Raw genomic sequence first — 18,211 nt, forward strand, 5'->3', positions numbered from 1 at the left:
GTCAATATACTAACCACCATCTTTATACATAATTTGGATGTTTGTATACCAGTACCTTTCATCATTGAAGTGTAACTTTCTTCCAAATTATTCGTCGGTAATGTTAAGAGAAGGAGGAATACCGATGAATCGAAAAAAAGTGATACTTATTTTCAGCTTGTTTCTTTTATTGGGGGCATGCAGTAGTAATGATAAAGAAGAATCCTTGTCGAAGTCACAGGAAGGAAAAGTGGAAAGTAAAATGGACGCCTCCTTATCTGGAGAACAGGCTTCTGATAAGCAGGCGGAAAAAGAAGCGGCAACAAATGAAAGAATGGTCATCCATCAAGCACAGCTTCAGTTGAAAGTGAAAAATCTTGAAAAAACACAAATGAAGATTGAAAGAAAGGCGAACGAATACGGCGGCTATGTTGTAGAGTCGAATGTATACAGGGAAAATGAAGAGATGGTAGAAGGTTCGATTACAGTACGGATTCCGGAAGCTCGTTTTCAGGATTTTCTTGTTGATACCGAGGAGCAGGCTTCAGAAGTGGTCGAAAGAAATGTGACAGGCCAGGATGTAACAGAGCAGTATGTAGATTTAAAGGCAAGACTGAAATCAAAGCGGGCTGTGGAAGAGAGGTTACTTGCATTCATGAAGGATGCTAAGAAAACGGAAGATTTGCTGAAAATATCATCCGATCTTGCCACTGTCCAAGAGGAGATAGAGCAGCTAGTTGGGCAAATAAAGTATCTTGAAAACCAAACCTCGTTTTCAACGGTAACAATAACTTTATCGCAAGACCATATTATTGTGCCAGGTATTGATAATAAAAAATTGAATACATGGGAGAGAACGAAGAAGCAATTCGCAACGAGTGCGAATTTTTTACTTAAAGCAGTTTCAGGACTGATTGTTTTTATTATAGGAAACTTGCCGATCCTCATTATTTTAGGCGGAGTGGGTGCTGTAATTTATTGGACGCTAAAAAGAAGGAGAAAAGGTTAAATATAGATCATAAAAGGGTGCCCAAATTTGATTGGACACCCTTTTTTATTTATTTTCTCTTATGCAAACCGGATGCATAATACAAGACTACAAGCAATATGATCCAAATCGGACCGACGATCAAGGCGATTCTGGTATCTGCTGAAAAGCCGAGTATGACCATTACAAATACTAGAAAAGCAAGAGCGAAATAAGAAGTGAGTGGGAATAACGGCATCTTATACGTTAAGCCTTGTTTTTCTCCCGGACTCATTTTCTTTCTTGAGATAATCTGTGTGACAAGAATGGTTCCCCATGTCCAGAGGGCACCGAATGTAGCAACACTTGTTACGTAACCGAAGACCTTATCCGCTTCCATATAGTTAAGGTAGACGCCGAAAAGAAGCACGACAGCCGAAACAATAATGGCAACACCTGGAACGCCTGTCTTTGTTGTACGTTGGAAGCTTTTAGGTGATTCCCCTTGCTGTGCTAGGTTAAACAACATTCTGCCTGTACTAAAGATTCCGCTGTTACAAGATGAAAGGGCGGCTGTCAGTACGACAAACTGAATGATTCCTGCTGCACCTGGTATACCGATTTTATCAAACATCATAACGAATGGGCTGTCTTTTCCATTCATTTGATCCCATGGAGTAATCGATAAAATAACAGTTAGAGCTAAAACGTAAAAAAGTAAAATTCGATAAAAGACTGTATCGATTGCTCTTTTTAAAGATTTTTCAGGATTTTTGACTTCACCTGCGGTTACTCCGAGCATTTCAATTCCCAAATAAGCGAACATGACCATTTGGAAAGAGAGGATGACACCGGAAATTCCATTAGGGAAAAAACCGCCATTTTCTACAAGGTTGCCGAATCCTACTGCGATTCCACCGTTTCCGAGTCCAAAGAGAATCATTCCAAACCCAAGAACAATCATTAGAATTATCGTAACAATTTTAATTAAGGCAAACCAAAACTCCAATTCACCATAAGCCTTTACAGCAAGAAAGTTAATCGTCGTCATAATGGCAAGAGCCGCTAATGCCCAAGCCCATTGTGGGGTCCCTGGAAACCAAAACTGCATATAAATTCCGACTGCTGTAATTTCAGCCATACAGGTGGCAATCCAAACGAACCAGTAATTCCAACCGGTTATATATCCGGCAAGAGGGCCGACATATTCGCTTGCATAGCGACTAAAAGAGCCTGCGACTGGATTTTTTATCGCCATTTCCCCTAGTGCCCGCATGATAAGATAGATCATAAGCCCGCCAATTGCATACGAAATAATAATAGCTGGGCCGGCTAATTTAATCGCAGATGCCGAGCCGAGAAATAAACCGACTCCAATGGCTGCGCCAAGAGACATTAATGCGATGTGTCTTTCTTCCAATCCTCTGTGCAGTTGAGAATCTTTGGAGTTTTGCATAATTTTCCCCTTTTCTTTGTTGGAGTGTAATTTTCTCTTTCTAGTCTTTCTAGCATTTTATCACTAGTAGAGGCTAATCAATATTATTTATTGATTTTTCACATAATATTACAACTAAATAATATATTTTAATAGAAAATTTGTAAAGTAAAAAAATGAAAACGCTTACTATAAAAGGTATTAGCTATATAAAAAAAGTTGAAATTTTTATAATATTTAAATAGATTGCTATTCGAAGAAAGTATAATTATGTGATTTTTCTAAAAATTTAGACTTTGTAAGAGGAAAGAGCTGCCCTAAAAAACAGGACAGCTCTTTCCTCTTACTGCCAGATGGATGAGGCCCACTCCTGATGATCAATGAATGGGCTGCGATTATACTGATATTTATTATAAATGGTTGCATTTCGATTCCGTTCAAAGGTATCTACTGGGGACAGTTCGTTCCATTCCGGCAGGACCTCCAACTTTCTATGATAAGGATTGGTGCGGTTGTTCACTTGATTATTTAGATCTAAATTAATTTCACCACTATCACCGTAATGAACGGCCATATAAAACAGTATTCGGGCAATTTCGCTGTTCATTCAATTCACGAACCTACGCTACGTTAACTCCTTCTACGTTTGAACGGAAAATATTAATTTTTATCATAATCAATAAGAAAGCTAGCAATGAAAACACAATTCCGCTCCAGATGAGTTGATGTATTCCCAAGTGAGAAATAAACCAACCACCAATAGATGCCCCCAAAGTAATTCCAAGATTGGAAAATGAGACAAACAAGCTGTTGCCGAATTCAGGTGCTTCCTTCGCTTCAGTTGTCAACCATGTTTGGCTGACAATTAGACCACCAGAATGCACTATTCCCCAAATGAAAACCATTAGAATCATCGGAATTAAATAAGAGCCCAAATAATAAGCGAATAAATAGATTACTATATATAGAAGGGGAAACATTATTACGGTCTTAGTTATGCTTTTTTGCAAGAATCCACCAAACAAAAAGTTCCCAAAAATCATGATTAGACCAAACGCCATCAACATTACACTAATCAAAGAACCATTCATATGTGTTAATTGTCCCAAATATTCGGCAAAGTAGCTGTACACAGAAAACATCGCTGCAAAGATAAACATAACGGCTGCGATGTTTAACCATAATCCCGGTTTACGTAATATTCCAAGCTGCTTTCCATAAGACATTTTTTCCTCATTAGGCATGGAAGGAAGCCACATTAATATTCCTACAAAAGCAATCGCATTTACAACAGCCCCAAATAGGAAAGCAGTTTCTAACGAAAACTGTTCCGCGAAATAAGAAGTTAAAGGTACGCCAAATGCAAATCCGAAAGTAATTCCGGCAAAAACCTTTGTAACTGCTTGGTTACTTTTTTCCGGAGGAACAAGTTTGGCAGCAGTCACAAGAGCTATTGAAAAAAAGAGAGGATGAAAAATAGCGGGTAGAATACGGAAAACTAGCATGATATCAAATTTCGTTGTACATGCATAAATAATATTTGAAATCGTGAACATAAACACTGAGGTTAATAGAATTATTTTACGATTAATTCCAGAAGTGAGTAATGTCAAGAATGGACCTGAAATGGCAACGATTAAAGCAAATATACTTACAAGTAATCCGGCTTGTGAAGTTGTTATATTAAATTTTTGAGTTATCTGGGGTAGAACTCCCACAATACCCATTTCAGTTGTAATAATGCCGAATACGCCTAGAGCCAACATAATAATAAGCAAAGGGTTAACTTTTTTCATTAATACAAATCTCCATTCCTATTGTATATTTCTTAATTTATATAAAGATATAAATCATTTATAAAATTAAATATCTGTATATCTAGATATGTAAAAACAAAAAAAGAATGACCTCCTTTACGTTTATTTTATAGTTCTTTTTGAATGTACTCGGAAAATTCATGTATTGTTTTTTCATTCCGACGATAATAGGTCCACTTTCCGATTCGCTCAGATTCCAACAGCCCAGCTTTTTGCATTGTTAACAAATAACTAGAGATGACAGATTGTGCAAGCCCTGATTTAACCTGAATATCTCCCACACATACACCAACTTTAAAATTTAAACCTTGTTGAAAATAAGGCTTTTCATTAAAGCACTTCTCTGGATTTTTTAGCCATTGCAAAATTTGACGACGTGTATCGTTTGATAAAGCTTTATAAATTAATGTAGGTTCCATATAAATCATTATATCTATTTTTATAGATTTGTAAATGTAAAATTTACCGTTTTCATCGATAAGTAATTTGAAGATGCGGAAAAAGTAACACGAAAAAAGTGAATCTACATAGTGAATTAAGCTCTTATCGAAGGTCGTACTGTAGTAGTCCTTTCGATATTTCTGTAGGGTCATCGATGATTTCGTGCAGGGTGTTTAGCGAAGACCCTGATTTTCATAGTCATGGTAGGAGCCAACCCCGGTTCTGTCACCCACTGAATCCATGGCAGATACATCCTTTAAGCCGGGATGGGTGAAATATTCACTCAGTAACAAGGAAGAAGAGCCTTTTACCCATAAGTATAACCGTACATACCGATTTCGATGGAAATGGGAGTGAATCTATTTATCATTTCCCGCCAGAAGACTCCCTCTTCAAGCGTGTGAAGGGCGAGATGAATGGCGGTTGGTATAAGCCAAAGTTTTTTGACAAACATACGTTCGATAGTTAATAATAACTATAAGGGGGTGAAACCAATGGTCGTAAACAAAGCTTATAAATTTCGAATCTATCCAACTAAAGAACAACTAGTTCTAATCAATAAAACGATCGGCTGCTCCCGTTTTGTCTATAACTTCTTTTTAGGCAAACAAAATGAGAAAGATGCCTACTGGTATATCTGTGAAGAAATGAAGCAGAACGGCCAATTACCCTCTAATGAATGGAAAGGTTCTTTTCTGGATAAATACGCAACAATCAAAGAACTTCCAGCTTAAAGAAAGAGTATTCTTTCCTGAAAGAAGTAGACAGTATTACCTTACAGAAATCGGTGGGAAATTTAGCAGATTCCTATAGTCGATATTATAAAAAGCAAAATAAGTCACCATAACCGGTGTCAAAAATGAGCGAATAAAGATATTACATAATAGGGGAATTTAGGGGAATAGCCCGGGAAATATCGAAGGGTGTTATGGAAATAGTCATGGAAACGAAAAACCGTCAGCATTCTACTGACGGTTTTTCTACTCTTTTTTTATAATAAGACTTTGGATGAAACTTAATAACAATGAACCGATTAGGGCTCCCCAAAAAGATTCTATTTCAAAGCCACTGACAACATAGGATGTAATTTGGAACGTGAAGGCATTGATAATGAACGAAAACAAGCCGAAGGTTAGGATAGTGATCGGCAAAGCGATAAGTTGAAGAATTGGTTTAACTAGCATGTTCATGATTGATAATATAAAAACCGCCAGTAGAGCTGTACCATAAGATTTTATCGTGATGGAGTCGAGAAGCCAGTCAATAACGAGTAAAATCAACCCGTTGATAAGAAATCGCATTATTATATTCATGAAAAACTCCTCCTGAAGACACTTTTCTACACTAATCATTATACTAAAATTTTATGAATTTCAGTTATATGTTTGCTGAATTGTCACAAAAAAATAACGATTCGATACGTTTTCTTGCAGATAATAAAAAGCCCCATAATTGGGGCTTTCAGACTGTAGACAAACTCGATGAAAATCGAGTTTGTCTACAGTCTTTTTTAGGGGTTGTAAAAATTCGAACGTTGATTTCCACTCCAGGAACTCGCTTTCCGCGGGCGGTCAGGGAGCCTCCTCGGCGCCTTTGCGCCTGTGGGGTCTCCCTTGGACACGCTTTTCCCGCAGGAGTCTCGCACCTTCCGTTCCAATCAACTTTGTTTTAACAATTAGAAATAAACACTTTTTCCTACAGTCTTTTTTGTTTTAATATAGGAGTATTAAAACTTGAGGTGATGACGATGCTTTCGAAACATAATTCTATTCAGCGAGATCAACTTGAAATGATTACTTTGGATCAACTGGTGCCAGCGAACCATTTGGTTCGTAAAATTGAGGGGGCCATTGACTTCACTTTCATTTATGACTTGGTGAAAGAGATGTATTCAGAGATAGGCCGCCTAAGTATTGATCCAGTTATTTTAGTTAAATTGACATTCATTCAATATACCTTCGGTATTCGTTCGATGCGTAAAACGATTGAAGAAGTTGAAACGAATATGGCTTACCGTTGGTTTTTAGGTTACGGTTTCCATGATAAAGTACCTCACTTCTCAACGTTCGGGAAAAATTATGAGCGTCGCTTTAAAGATACAGACCTGTTTGAACAGATTTTTTATCGTATCTTAATGACAGCCTCAGAAAGAAAGTTAATTAGTGCAGAGCACGTATTCGTTGATTCAACACATGTGAAAGCCAGTGCGAATAAGCGGAAATTCGAAAAGAAAATCGTTCGTAAGGAAACACGAGCATATCAAGGACGCCTTCAAGAAGAAATAAATCAAGATCGTGAAAACAATGGAAAGAAGCCTTTTCCACCGGATAAATTTGATAAAGAAGAAACCAAAGAAATTAAAGAAAGTTCAACTGACCCTGAGAGTGGCTACTATGTAAAAGATGAACGAACAAAACAGTTTGCCTATTCATTTCATGCGGCTGCAGACCGCAACGGTTTTGTGCTGGGGACGATTGTAACACCAGGAAATACGCATGATAGTCATACCTTAGAGCCTCTTGTTGAACAAGTGATTGAGAAAGTTGGAAAACCTGAAGCTGTTGCCGCAGATGCAGCTTACAAAACACCAGCCATTACAAGCTACCTTTTTGGGAAAGAAATCACACCAGCTTTACCCTATACACGTCCACGAACAAAAGAAGGGTTCTTTCGCAAGCATGACTATGTTTACGATGAACATTTTAATTGTTATCTCTGCCCATCGGGCGAGATTTTAAAGTACTCAACAACAAATAAAGAGGGCTATCGCGAGTACAAATCACCCAAACACACTTGTGCGACATGCTCATTTTTATCACAGTGTACAGTAAGCAAAGACCATCAAAAAGTGGTGACACGCCATATCTGGCAAAATTATATGGAAGAAGCAGATCATCTGCGTCACCACAAGGATGTAAAACCTATATATGCGAAACGCAAAGAAACAATAGAGCGTGTATTCGCAGATGCAAAAGAAAAGCATGGTATGCGTTGGACTACTTTAAGGGGACTTAAAAAATTGTCGATGCAGGCGATGCTTACATTCGCTGTCATGAATTTAAAGAAGATTGCCAATTGGACATGGCAAGGTCCAATAATGGCTTAATAAAGTGGGCTCGTAGAGGCCCAATCTCTTAATCTTGATCAAAATTCAAAGGGAATTTCAAAAGGGGTCCAGAATTAAAACATTCTGGACCCCTTTTGTCTACAAACTGAAAGCCCCATAATTGGGGCTTTAACCAGTTTAGTTACTAGCGATAATCTTTTCGAAATCACTCAATTCTTTTGAGTTTTTAAGCTTTAAATTTGTGTTTAAAGATAGTAGAGCACTTTCGATGAGAAAGTGGCGCGGCTCACCTTTTTGCAGAAATTCTTCTTGGATAAAGTGAACTAATTTTAAGTGTTTTACCCGTTCTGCTTCATCTTGGAAAAGTTTTAAGATGACTTTTTTAAGTTCGGCTGTAGAGTGAAGGAGAGCAGTGTGAAAATCCTGTTTCGTATCGAAACATTCTGGCAACCATTGCTTTATATAATCAGGATCGAGAAGCTGTACTCCTGATTGGCTCACATCATCGAAAAGAGTTTTAAGCCTATCAACACAATAACGAATTATTTCAGTAGGGTTGAAATCAGGCTCTTTAGCTAACGCATTAAAATGAATGGTTTGGTGCATCATCCCTGAATAAAGTATGGCACAATCTAATATATAAGGTTTTTTCTCTTCGCCGAATATTTCTAGAAACCGTTTTGATAGCCAATGTATATGTTTGAATTTTGCATGTGTAATAAAGTTTTTAAGTTCGGTATCATTTGAAATCATTATTTCTTCAAATAAGGAAAATAGTTTATTACTTCTATTGGAGTGTATTTGTAATTCAGATTGTTTGATGAATATTTCAATATCCGCAACATTTTGACCGATTAATAGTTCATTACTTTCATGTTCGAATTTTTCTTGGGTCGAGATAAAGACAGCTTTAAGCAGTTCACTTTTAGAAGAAAAGTAGTTATAAAATGTCCCTTTTGAAATACCGCTATAGTCCAAAATATCCTGAATAGATGTTGCTTGATAACCCTTTTCAATAAATAACTGGTGTGCATACTTAACTACAAGTTGTTTCCGTTCATTCATATAAATCACCCTTACTCTTATTGGACGGTCATTTTAACGTAATAGTATCTTATTTTCTATACGAACACAAACCAGTATTTTCACAATTGTTTTATTGCTTAATTCCAGGAAGGGAGTGGTGTCAGGAAAAATGAACGATAAGTTTAATAGAAGAAAAAGTAATAGGGTTCAACATCAATAAAACGGCGGCTGTATAGGGTGGATAGCGACCTTTATATCAGGTGGATTCATAGCTTTCCTAAACTAAGCTTTAGCGAATGTGGCGCTACCATCGATTAGGTGTGGCGTTTTTTTAGGTCCTTCATAAAGTGTGTTTGATCAGATACCGGAATCACTCAAAAACAATAAAAGCATTAGTTCATAAAAAAGAGCTGCCATTCCTTATATAAGGATGGCAGCTCTTTTGCTTGTGATTTTAAAAAAGAAAATAGAAGTGAACATTGTCACATGCGAATCTTATGCTTTGTTATAAAATGAGAGAGTGATCTAGATTTATCCAATTTTTAAGAAAATAATGGAAAATATTTAGACTTTTCTTCATTCTCGATTAATAACTTATTAGATATAGAAATGATAAAATCATGCAGTATGAAGGAAAAGTGACATTGAAGTGAAATACCAGTAAAAGGGATGAAAAAATCGAAGAAACTTGTAGTAAAGCGATTTGTAAAATTTGATATTTCCTTTTACTGGATTTAAAATAAAAGTATAAACAATTATAACCTTAATGAATTAATTATTATATTAAAATTATTATAAATAAGTATTGATTTTTTTCTGATAAGGCTTATCATTATATACATAAATAATAATGAAAAGGTGGTTCAATTATGACTAATAAGAAAAACCTTACAACTAGCTGGGGTGCACCAGTTGGAGATAACCAAAATTCAATCACTGCGGGACAACGTGGCCCTGTACTCATTCAAGATGTACACTTATTAGAAAAATTAGCGCACTTTAACCGTGAGCGTGTGCCTGAACGGGTAGTTCATGCAAAAGGTGCCGGTGCATTCGGTACTTTCGAAGTAACGAACGACCTTTCTAAGTATACGAAAGCTAAGCTTTTCAATGGTGTTGGCAAGAAGACAGATTTATTTATCCGTTTTTCTACAGTAGCTGGCGAATTAGGCTCAGCTGATACAGTTCGTGATCCACGCGGATTTGCTGTTAAATTCTACACGGAAGAAGGAAACTACGATATCGTTGGTAACAATACGCCTGTATTCTTTATCCGCGATGCGATCAAATTCCCCGATTTCATCCATACACAAAAGAGAGATCCAAGAACACATTTGAAAAACCCGACTGCGGTCTGGGATTTTTGGTCACATTCTCCAGAATCTTTACACCAAGTAACGATTCTAATGTCTGACCGAGGCATTCCGGCTACACTTCGTCATACACATGGTTTTGGAAGCCATACATTTAAATGGGTGAATGATGAAGGACAAGGCGTTTGGGTGAAATATCACTTTAAGACAGAACAAGGCATCAAAAATCTTGATGTGAATCTTGCTGCAAAACTTGCGGGTGAAAACCCTGATTACCATACGGAAGATCTTTTCAATGCAATTGAAAAAGGCGACTTCCCTGCATGGAAATTATACGTACAAATCATGCCTTTGGAAGATGCAGATACCTACCGTTTCGATCCATTTGATGTAACAAAAGTATGGTCTCAAAAAGATTACCCGTTAATCGAACTTGGCCGGATGGAATTGAATAGGAATCCTGAAAACTATTTTGCAGAAGTAGAGCAAGCTACGTTCTCACCAGGAACATTCGTACCAGGAATTGAAGCTTCTCCAGACAAAATGCTTCAAGGACGTCTATTTGCATATGGTGATGCACACCGTTACCGTGTTGGTTCTAACCACAACCAACTTCCGGTTAACCGTCCGAAAGTGGAAGCAAGCAACTATCAACGTGATGGCTTCATGCGTGCGGATGACAATGGCAAGGGTTCAGTTTATTATGAACCTAATAGTTTTGATGGCCCTGCTGAAACAGCTGAAAATAAAACCACTCCATTTGAAGTGACTGGGCAAGTTGCACAAGTAGGACATAACAGTGATGACCACTACACTCAAGCAGGTGACTTATACCGCCTATTGAGTGAAGAAGAAAAAACTAGACTTGTAGAGACTATTGTGGGAGCAATGAAACCAGTCGAATTAGAAGAAATCAAACTTCGCCAAATTGGCCATTTCTACAAAGCTGATCCAGAATACGGAACACGCATTGCTGAAGGTCTAGGCTTAGTAGTACCAGAAGAAGCAAGAAGCATAAAATAATGAATTCTTAATCTTAACTAAAAGCAAACAGGCATCCATTTATAAATGGATGCCTGTATTTATTTGAAGGTTAAACGGCTTGATGTGGAGAAAATTGAGCTGGGTTATTTGACCAATGTGACAGTGAGGCCAACCAAAGCGGTTTGTATTTGTGTATTGGCACAGCCCATTATTGGGATGAAAATTGGCAATAATTTGGTCAAACCAGCATACATTTGGATAAGTGGAGGTGCAGTATGGACGTTTTTGTGCGGCAGAATGATTCCTTGTGGCATTATAGCCAATTATTCAATGTGAATTATCAACTGATAATTGATTCCAATAGCGGGATTGATCCTCTTGCCCTTAAGATAGGACAGAAGATCAAAATTCCGGGCTTTACGACGACTGGTCATCATATTAAGAAAGGGGATTCCTTATGGGCGATTGCCAAATCACGCAATCTTCCATTGGATGCACTATTTTTGGTTAATCCTAGTCTCAATGCGAATGCCTTGAAAATTGGCCAGACGATTTCTGTACCATTAAGGATTACTTGGAGGCTTGTTCAAGGAAATCAGGAATATGATTATCAAATGATGATGAATGATGTAAAACGACTGAAAAGCATTTATCCTTTTATTAAAACATCCTCGATTGGAGATTCGGTTCTCGGGAGGGAGATCCCTGAAGTGCTGATTGGGAATGGTGACAAACGAGTGCACTATGATGGTTCATTTCATGCAAATGAGTGGATTACGACCCCTGTGATTATGACTTTTTTAAATGATTATTTAATGGCAATCACGAATCAAACTGGGATCCGCAGTCTATCTCTGTTCCCTTATTATCAGCAGACGATGCTATCTCTCGTTCCGATGGTGAATCCTGATGGAGTGGAGCTGGTTCTAAAAGGACCACCTGCTGATGCCTCATTGAAATCACAGCTCGTGGAATGGAATAATAATAGCGAGGATTTTTCCGGCTGGAAAGCTAATATCAATGGAGTCGATCTGAATGATCAGTTTCCCGCCAAATGGGAGCTAGAACAAGCTCGCAATATGGTAACGAAGCCAGGACCAGCAAATTATTCTGGAAAAGGTCCGCTAACGCAGCCAGAGGCAATTGCGATGGCTGATTTGACAAGAAAACGTGATTTTGACAGAGTGCTTGCTTTTCATACCCAAGGGGAGGTCATTTATTGGGGGTTTGAAGATTTGGAACCACCCGAGTCTAAAACGATCGTCAATGAATTTGCGAGGGTCAGCGGTTATGAGCCCGTCAAATCCGCTAATAGTTATGCAGGATATAAGGATTGGTTTATTCAGGATTGGCGGAGGCCAGGGTTTACCGTTGAACTCGGCAAAGGAAAAAACCCGCTTCCTTTAACACAATTTGATGAGATTTATCAGAAAACGCTGGGGATTTTTTTAGCTGGTTTGTATATGTGAATTTGTCCATGTGAAAAAGCTCAACTCCGGGTCTTTAGGGGAAGAGCTTTTAGTCTTATAAACTATTAGACCGGAAACGATGAGGGCTGCTTCAATAATAAGGTAAAGTTTGAATTTCCTTATTGATTGCATGATTAACTCGTTTTTAAGCCTAAAAGTAACGATTTTTCTCCAGCATTCGTATTACTTAAATTGCAGCCCTTACCTAAAAGGTATACTAATAGTTTTACGGTAAAGAAGCTTGACTCCTTTAGCGCTAGTATCGGCCCCACCTACGCCAGATACATTGACGGCCACGCATGCCATCCAACCTAAGTTTATTATAATAGAAAGCGCTTACATTTACAAAAAAAATCGTAGAACAAATTTCGACATCTACTTCTGTATACCCACCTTAGTGAAGGGAATTTGACTTCTCACTGAGGTGGGATTCTTTAGTGTTAACCATGTTAACGAGCGATGAATTCCTGAAGTTTTTTTGTTAGGCCGCCATTGCCAAATTTAATGAACTTTGTCTTTCCAGCTGCCTGTTCTGGAGAAGTAGCAAATTCCAAGAAGGCTAAAAGGTTGATCCGACGGTTAAGGATATGGATGATACCATATTCATAAAACCAATTATCAATCGTATTGTAAACTCCTTTATTCAGCGAATATTGCTGCTGGCACCATTGAAAAAATTTTCTATCAGGCAGATGTAGGTACTCCATCTCTTCTAAGCGGGTATTTTTTTTCTCCTTCATAATAGGGAACATAGGCCTTAGTAATTCTTTTTGCAAAGTAAATTCCTCCCTCATTTGATAATAACGAAAAGGCCCCCTATTCATGTTGTTGAATAGAGAGCCTCTAGTGAACTAGTCAGCCGATATATTTTATTATATAAAACCAGCATAAAACATATTAATCTTAGTTGTCAAGTGTGAATTAAATATTGGTTTTTGTGTTAAGCGTTTTATTTGTTAAAAAACCTGTATTTATTACGTTCACTTGCTATTAATAGAGAAAAATAAATGAAAAGACGAATAAAATTTTGTGTTTATTCATTTATAGTTCGTATATAATGGTTTTGAAGACATGGAGGGGGAGAGACTGGATGTATAAATCGAAAAAGATTTTATTATTAGGTTCGGGTGAATTAGGTAAAGAGGTCATTCTTGAAGCACAGCGTCTTGGTGTAGAGACCGTTGCCGTAGACCGCTATGAACAGGCACCTGCAATGCAAGTTGCTCATCGAAGTTATGTCATCGATATGCTGGATGCGAATCAGCTTAGGGAAATTGTTGAAAAAGAACAACCCGATTTAATTGTGCCGGAAATTGAGGCTATTGCCACATCTGAATTAATCAAATTAGAGGATGAGGGCTTTCATGTCATTCCAACAGCAAGAGCGGCTAAGTTAACAATGGATCGTGAAGGAATTAGAAGGTTGGCTTCTGAAACACTAGAGCTTCCAACTGCTGCTTACAAATTTGCTGATACATATGAAGAATTTGTCCTAGCTGCCAAAGAGATTGGGTTTCCTAATGTCGTAAAACCGCTAATGAGTTCTTCAGGGAAAGGGCAAAGTGTCTGCCGTACGGAAGATGATCTTGAAGAATGTTGGCAAATTGCGATGGAAGGCGGCCGGGTTCAAAATGGACGAGTGATAATTGAAGAATTTATTCGTTTTGATTCTGAAATCACGCTCCTTACTGTTCGTGCAGTAAATGGAACGATGTTTTGTGCTCCAATCGGTCATATTCAGCAGGGTGGGGACTATATTGAATCTTGGCAACCTCATAATATGACAGAAGCACAAATCGTAGAGGCGAAAAGAATTGCCCAAGCCATTACAGATGAACTTGGAGGATACGGATTATTTGGGGTAGAACTTTTCCTATCTGGAGATAAAGTCTATTTCAGTGAAGTTTCTCCACGCCCGCATGATACAGGGCTAGTGACATTAGCTACCCAAAATTTATCGGAGTTTGCCCTGCATGTAAGAGCAATTCTAGGGTTTCCAATTCCAGAAATCACGCTGATTACTCCAGGAGCCAGCCGTCCGTTAAAAGCGCCAGTTGAGTTATCGGAATATTCTATAGTTGGTGTTGAACAAGCCTTGGCTTTGCCGAATACACAAGTGCGCGTCTTTGGAAAACCGGTCACGAAGGTTGGTAGAAGGGTAGCTGTTGCTTTATCTTCCGCCGATTCAGTCGAAATTGCGCGAGTGAATGCAGCCCGTGCTTTGGAATGTTTGAAGGTAGAGAAGTAATATTAAAAAGCGCTCTGGAATAGAGCGCTTCAGACTGTAGACAAACTTGATGAAAATCGAGTTTGTCTACAGTTTTTTTGAGGGGGTGTAAAAATTCGACGTTGATTTCCACTCCAGGCACTCGCTTTCCGCGGGCGGTCAGGGAGCCTCCTCGGCGCCTTTGCGCCTGTGGGGTCTCCCTTGGACACGCATTTCCCGCAGGAGTCTCGCACCTTCCGTTCCAATCAACTTTGTTTTAACAATTAGATATAACCACTTTTGCCTACAGTCCTTTTTGTTTTAATATAGAAGTATTAAAACTTGAGGTGATGACGATGCTTTCGAAACATAATTCTATTCAGCGAGATCAACTTGAAATGATCACTTTGGATCAACTGGTGCCAGCGAACCATTTGGTTCGTAAAATTGAGGGAGCCATTGACTTCACTTTCATTTATGACTTGGTGAAAGATATGTATTCAGAGATAGGGCGCCCAAGTATTGATCCAGTTATTTTAGTTAAATTGACATTCATTCAATATACCTTCGGTATTCGTTCGATGCGTAAAACGATTGAAGAAGTTGAAACGAATATGGCTTACCGTTGGTTTTTAGGTTACGGTTTCCATGATAAAGTACCTCACTTCTCAACGTTCGGGAAAAATTATGAGCGTCGCTTTAAAGATACAGACCTGTTTGAACGGATTTTTTATCGTATCTTAATGACAGCTTCAGAAAGAAAGTTAATAAGTGCAGAGCACGTATTCGTTGATTCAACACATGTGAAAGCCAGTGCGAATAAGCGAAAATTCGAAAAGAAAATCGTTCGTAAGGAAACACGAGCATATCAAGGACGCCTTCAAGAAGAAATAAATCAAGATCGTGAAAACAATGGAAAGAAGCCTTTTCCACCGGATAAATTTGATAAAGAAGAAACCAAAGAAATTAAAGAAAGTACAACTGACCCTGAGAGTGGCTACTATGTAAAAGATGAACGAACAAAACAGTTTGCCTATTCATTTCATGCGGCTGCGGACCGCAACGGTTTTGTGCTGGGGACGATTGTAACACCGGGAAATACGCATGATAGTCATATCTTAGAGCCTCTTGTTGAACAAGTGATTGAGAAAGTTGGAAAACCTGAAGCTGTTGCCGCAGATGCAGCTTACAAAACACCAGCCATTACAAGCTACCTTTTTGGGAAAGAAATCACACCAGCTTTACCCTATACACGTCCACGAACAAAAGAAGGGTTCTTTCGCAAGCATGACTATGTTTACGATGAACATTTTGATTGTTATCTCTGCCCATCGGGCGAGATTTTAAAGTACTCAACAACAAATAAAGAGGGCTATCGCGAGTACAAATCACCCAAACACACTTGTGCGACATGCTCATTTTTATCACAGTGTACAGTAAGCAAAGACCATCAAAAAGTGGTGACACGCCATATCTGGCAAAATTATATGGAAGAAGCAGATCATCTGCGTCATCACAAGGATGTAAAACCTATATATGCGAAACGTAAAGAAACAATAGAGCGTGTATTCGCAGATGCAAAAGAAAAGCATGGTATGCGTTGGACTACTTTAAGGGGACTTAAAAAATTGTCGATGCAGGCGATGCTTACTTTCGCTGCCATGAATTTAAAGAAGATAGCCAATTGGACATGGCAAGGTCCAAGAATGGCTTAATAAAGTGGGCTCGTAGAGGCCCAATCTCTTAATCATGAGCAAAATTCAAAGGGAATTTCAAAAGGGGTCCGGAATTAAAACATTCCGAACCCCTTTTGTCTACAAACTGAAGCGCTCTGGAATAGAGCGCTTCAGACTGTAGACAAACTCGATGAAAATCGAGTTTGTCTACAGTTTTTTTGAGGGGGTGTAAAAATTCGAACGTTGATTTCCACTCCAGGCACTCGCTTTCCGCGGGCGGTCAGGGAGCCTCCTCGGCGCCTTTGCGCCTGTGGGGTCTCCCTTGGACACGCTTTTCCCGCAGGAGTCTCGCACCTTCCGTTCCAATCAACTTTGTTTTAACAATTAGAAATAAACACTTTTTCCTACAGTCTTTTTTGTTTTAATATAGGAGTATTAAAACTTGAGGTGATGACGATGCTTTCGAAACATAATTCTATTCAGCGAGATCAACTTGAAATGATTACTTTGGATCAACTGGTGCCAGCGAACCATTTGGTTCGTAAAATTGAGGGGGCCATTGACTTCACTTTCATTTATGACTTGGTGAAAGAGATGTATTCAGAGATAGGCCGCCCAAGTATTGATCCAGTTATTTTAGTTAAATTGACATTCATTCAATATACCTTCGGTATTCGTTCGATGCGTAAAACGATTGAAGAAGTTGAAACGAATATGGCTTACCGTTGGTTTTTAGGTTACGGTTTCCATGATAAAGTACCTCACTTCTCAACGTTCGGGAAAAATTATGAGCGTCGCTTTAAAGATACAGACCTGTTTGAACAGATTTTTTATCGTATCTTAATGACAGCCTCAGAAAGAAAGTTAATTAGTGCAGAGCACGTATTCGTTGATTCAACACATGTGAAAGCCAGTGCGAATAAGCGGAAATTCGAAAAGAAAATCGTTCGTAAGGAAACACGAGCATATCAAGGACGCCTTCAAGAAGAAATAAATCAAGATCGTGAAAACAATGGAAAGAAGCCTTTTCCACCGGATAAATTTGATAAAGAAGAAACCAAAGAAATTAAAGAAAGTTCAACTGACCCTGAGAGTGGCTACTATGTAAAAGATGAACGAACAAAACAGTTTGCCTATTCATTTCATGCGAGTCGCAGACCGCAACGGTTTTGTGCTGGGGACGATTGTAACACCAGGAAATACGCATGATAGTCATATCTTAGAGCCTCTTGTTGAACAAGTGATTGAGAAAGTTGGAAAACCTGAAGCTGTTGCCGCAGATGCAGCTTACAAAACACCAGCCATTACAAGCTACCTTTTTGGGAAAGAAATCACACCAGCTTTACCCTATACACGTCCACGAACAAAAGAAGGGTTCTTTCGCAAGCATGACTATGTTTACGATGAACATTTTAATTGTTATCTCTGCCCATCGGGCGAGATTTTAAAGTACTCAACAACAAATAAAGAGGGCTATCGCGAGTACAAATCACCCAAACACACTTGTGCGACATGCTCATTTTTATCACAGTGTACAGTAAGCAAAGACCATCAAAAAGTGGTGACACGCCATATCTGGCAAAATTATATGGAAGAAGCAGATCATCTGCGTCACCACAAGGATGTAAAACCTATATATGCGAAACGCAAAGAAACAATAGAGCGTGTATTCGCAGATGCAAAAGAAAAGCATGGTATGCGTTGGACTACTTTAAGGGGACTTAAAAAATTGTCGATGCAGGCGATGCTTACATTCGCTGCCATGAATTTAAAGAAGATTGCCAATTGGACATGGCAAGGTCCAATAATGGCTTAATAAAGTGGGCTCGTA

At 38.5% G+C, this 18,211-nt stretch carries 14 protein-coding genes and 1 pseudogene; 8 read left to right on the forward strand and 7 right to left on the reverse strand.

The window, feature by feature from the left end; all coding sequences use genetic code 11:
• Positions 1 to 124: 124 nt before the first annotated feature.
• The gene (locus JFU24_RS19160) at positions 125 to 988 is read left to right on the forward strand and encodes a DUF4349 domain-containing protein (RefSeq protein ID WP_201250306.1); all 864 of its coding nucleotides are present in this window, start codon (positions 125 to 127) and stop codon (positions 986 to 988) included.
• A gap of 49 nt (positions 989 to 1,037) precedes the next feature.
• On the opposite strand, the gene JFU24_RS19165 is transcribed toward JFU24_RS19160, so the two are convergent.
• From JFU24_RS19165 to JFU24_RS19180, 4 genes are all read right to left on the reverse strand, one after another.
• Positions 1,038 to 2,402, reverse strand: a complete 1,365-nt coding sequence (locus tag JFU24_RS19165) for an amino acid permease (protein ID WP_098178128.1) — start codon at positions 2,400 to 2,402, stop codon at positions 1,038 to 1,040.
• 322 nt (positions 2,403 to 2,724) lie between these two features.
• Complete coding sequence (locus JFU24_RS19170; RefSeq protein WP_201250307.1) at positions 2,725 to 2,988, reverse strand: endonuclease; 264 nt, start codon at positions 2,986 to 2,988, stop codon at positions 2,725 to 2,727.
• A gap of 13 nt (positions 2,989 to 3,001) precedes the next feature.
• Positions 3,002 to 4,177 (reverse strand): MFS transporter, encoded by a 1,176-nt coding sequence (locus JFU24_RS19175; RefSeq protein ID WP_201222780.1) that lies wholly within the window; start codon positions 4,175 to 4,177, stop codon positions 3,002 to 3,004.
• Between the two features lie 128 nt (positions 4,178 to 4,305).
• Positions 4,306 to 4,617 carry an ArsR/SmtB family transcription factor gene (locus tag JFU24_RS19180; protein ID WP_201187119.1) on the reverse strand — a complete coding sequence of 104 codons (312 nt, stop codon included), beginning with the start codon at positions 4,615 to 4,617 and terminating at the stop codon, positions 4,306 to 4,308.
• 516 nt (positions 4,618 to 5,133) lie between these two features.
• Between JFU24_RS19180 and JFU24_RS19185 the strand changes: the two genes are divergently transcribed.
• The gene (locus JFU24_RS19185) at positions 5,134 to 5,373 is read left to right on the forward strand and encodes a helix-turn-helix domain-containing protein (protein ID WP_242485366.1); all 240 of its coding nucleotides are present in this window, start codon (positions 5,134 to 5,136) and stop codon (positions 5,371 to 5,373) included.
• Positions 5,374 to 5,619: 246 nt separating this feature from the next.
• Here the strand turns inward: JFU24_RS19185 and JFU24_RS19190 are convergent, their stop codons facing one another.
• Positions 5,620 to 5,952, reverse strand: a complete 333-nt coding sequence (locus JFU24_RS19190) for a phage holin family protein (RefSeq protein WP_053348783.1) — start codon at positions 5,950 to 5,952, stop codon at positions 5,620 to 5,622.
• 434 nt (positions 5,953 to 6,386) lie between these two features.
• On the opposite strand from JFU24_RS19190, the gene JFU24_RS19195 reads away from it, so the two are divergent.
• A complete protein-coding gene (locus JFU24_RS19195) occupies positions 6,387 to 7,745 on the forward strand; it encodes an IS1182 family transposase (protein ID WP_201222782.1) in 1,359 nt (452 codons plus the stop codon).
• Positions 7,746 to 7,883: 138 nt separating this feature from the next.
• On the opposite strand, the gene JFU24_RS19200 is transcribed toward JFU24_RS19195, so the two are convergent.
• A complete protein-coding gene (locus JFU24_RS19200; protein ID WP_053348784.1) occupies positions 7,884 to 8,771 on the reverse strand; it encodes a TetR/AcrR family transcriptional regulator in 888 nt (295 codons plus the stop codon).
• Between the two features lie 830 nt (positions 8,772 to 9,601).
• On the opposite strand from JFU24_RS19200, the gene katA reads away from it, so the two are divergent.
• Positions 9,602 to 11,068 (forward strand): catalase KatA, encoded by a 1,467-nt coding sequence (katA, locus tag JFU24_RS19205; protein ID WP_201250308.1) that lies wholly within the window; start codon positions 9,602 to 9,604, stop codon positions 11,066 to 11,068.
• Between the two features lie 236 nt (positions 11,069 to 11,304).
• On the forward strand, positions 11,305 to 12,498 hold the full coding sequence (locus JFU24_RS19210) for a M14 family metallopeptidase (protein ID WP_201187113.1): 1,194 nt from the start codon (positions 11,305 to 11,307) through the stop codon (positions 12,496 to 12,498).
• 449 nt (positions 12,499 to 12,947) lie between these two features.
• On the opposite strand, the gene JFU24_RS19215 is transcribed toward JFU24_RS19210, so the two are convergent.
• Positions 12,948 to 13,274 (reverse strand): hypothetical protein, encoded by a 327-nt coding sequence (locus JFU24_RS19215; protein ID WP_242485367.1) that lies wholly within the window; start codon positions 13,272 to 13,274, stop codon positions 12,948 to 12,950.
• Between the two features lie 314 nt (positions 13,275 to 13,588).
• On the opposite strand from JFU24_RS19215, the gene purT reads away from it, so the two are divergent.
• The 3 genes and pseudogenes from purT to JFU24_RS19230 all read left to right on the forward strand — a co-directional run bounded on the left by purT (position 13,589) and on the right by JFU24_RS19230 (position 18,196).
• On the forward strand, positions 13,589 to 14,746 hold the full coding sequence (gene purT / locus JFU24_RS19220) for a phosphoribosylglycinamide formyltransferase 2 (protein ID WP_201187111.1): 1,158 nt from the start codon (positions 13,589 to 13,591) through the stop codon (positions 14,744 to 14,746).
• A gap of 314 nt (positions 14,747 to 15,060) precedes the next feature.
• Positions 15,061 to 16,419 (forward strand): IS1182 family transposase, encoded by a 1,359-nt coding sequence (locus tag JFU24_RS19225; protein ID WP_201180978.1) that lies wholly within the window; start codon positions 15,061 to 15,063, stop codon positions 16,417 to 16,419.
• Between the two features lie 417 nt (positions 16,420 to 16,836).
• Positions 16,837 to 18,196, forward strand: a pseudogene (locus JFU24_RS19230) (IS1182 family transposase).
• Positions 18,197 to 18,211: the final 15 nt, after the last annotated feature.

The sequence above is a fragment of the Peribacillus sp. TH27 genome (assembly GCF_016650915.1).
Classification (GTDB): domain Bacteria; phylum Bacillota; class Bacilli; order Bacillales; family DSM-1321; genus Peribacillus; species Peribacillus butanolivorans.

Coding starts and splice junctions, on each gene's coding strand:
- JFU24_RS19195 (WP_201222782.1), top strand. CDS start 6,387: ATGCTTTCGAAACATAATTCTATTCAGCGAGATCAACTTGAAATGATT.
- JFU24_RS19200 (WP_053348784.1), bottom strand. CDS start 8,771: ATGAATGAACGGAAACAACTTGTAGTTAAGTATGCACACCAGTTATTT.
- JFU24_RS19180 (WP_201187119.1), bottom strand. CDS start 4,617: ATGGAACCTACATTAATTTATAAAGCTTTATCAAACGATACACGTCGT.
- JFU24_RS19210 (WP_201187113.1), top strand. CDS start 11,305: ATGGACGTTTTTGTGCGGCAGAATGATTCCTTGTGGCATTATAGCCAA.
- JFU24_RS19160 (WP_201250306.1), top strand. CDS start 125: ATGAATCGAAAAAAAGTGATACTTATTTTCAGCTTGTTTCTTTTATTG.
- JFU24_RS19165 (WP_098178128.1), bottom strand. CDS start 2,402: ATGCAAAACTCCAAAGATTCTCAACTGCACAGAGGATTGGAAGAAAGA.
- JFU24_RS19190 (WP_053348783.1), bottom strand. CDS start 5,952: ATGAATATAATAATGCGATTTCTTATCAACGGGTTGATTTTACTCGTT.
- katA (WP_201250308.1), top strand. CDS start 9,602: ATGACTAATAAGAAAAACCTTACAACTAGCTGGGGTGCACCAGTTGGA.
- purT (WP_201187111.1), top strand. CDS start 13,589: ATGTATAAATCGAAAAAGATTTTATTATTAGGTTCGGGTGAATTAGGT.
- JFU24_RS19175 (WP_201222780.1), bottom strand. CDS start 4,177: ATGAAAAAAGTTAACCCTTTGCTTATTATTATGTTGGCTCTAGGCGTA.
- JFU24_RS19170 (WP_201250307.1), bottom strand. CDS start 2,988: ATGAACAGCGAAATTGCCCGAATACTGTTTTATATGGCCGTTCATTAC.
- JFU24_RS19225 (WP_201180978.1), top strand. CDS start 15,061: ATGCTTTCGAAACATAATTCTATTCAGCGAGATCAACTTGAAATGATC.
- JFU24_RS19185 (WP_242485366.1), top strand. CDS start 5,134: ATGGTCGTAAACAAAGCTTATAAATTTCGAATCTATCCAACTAAAGAA.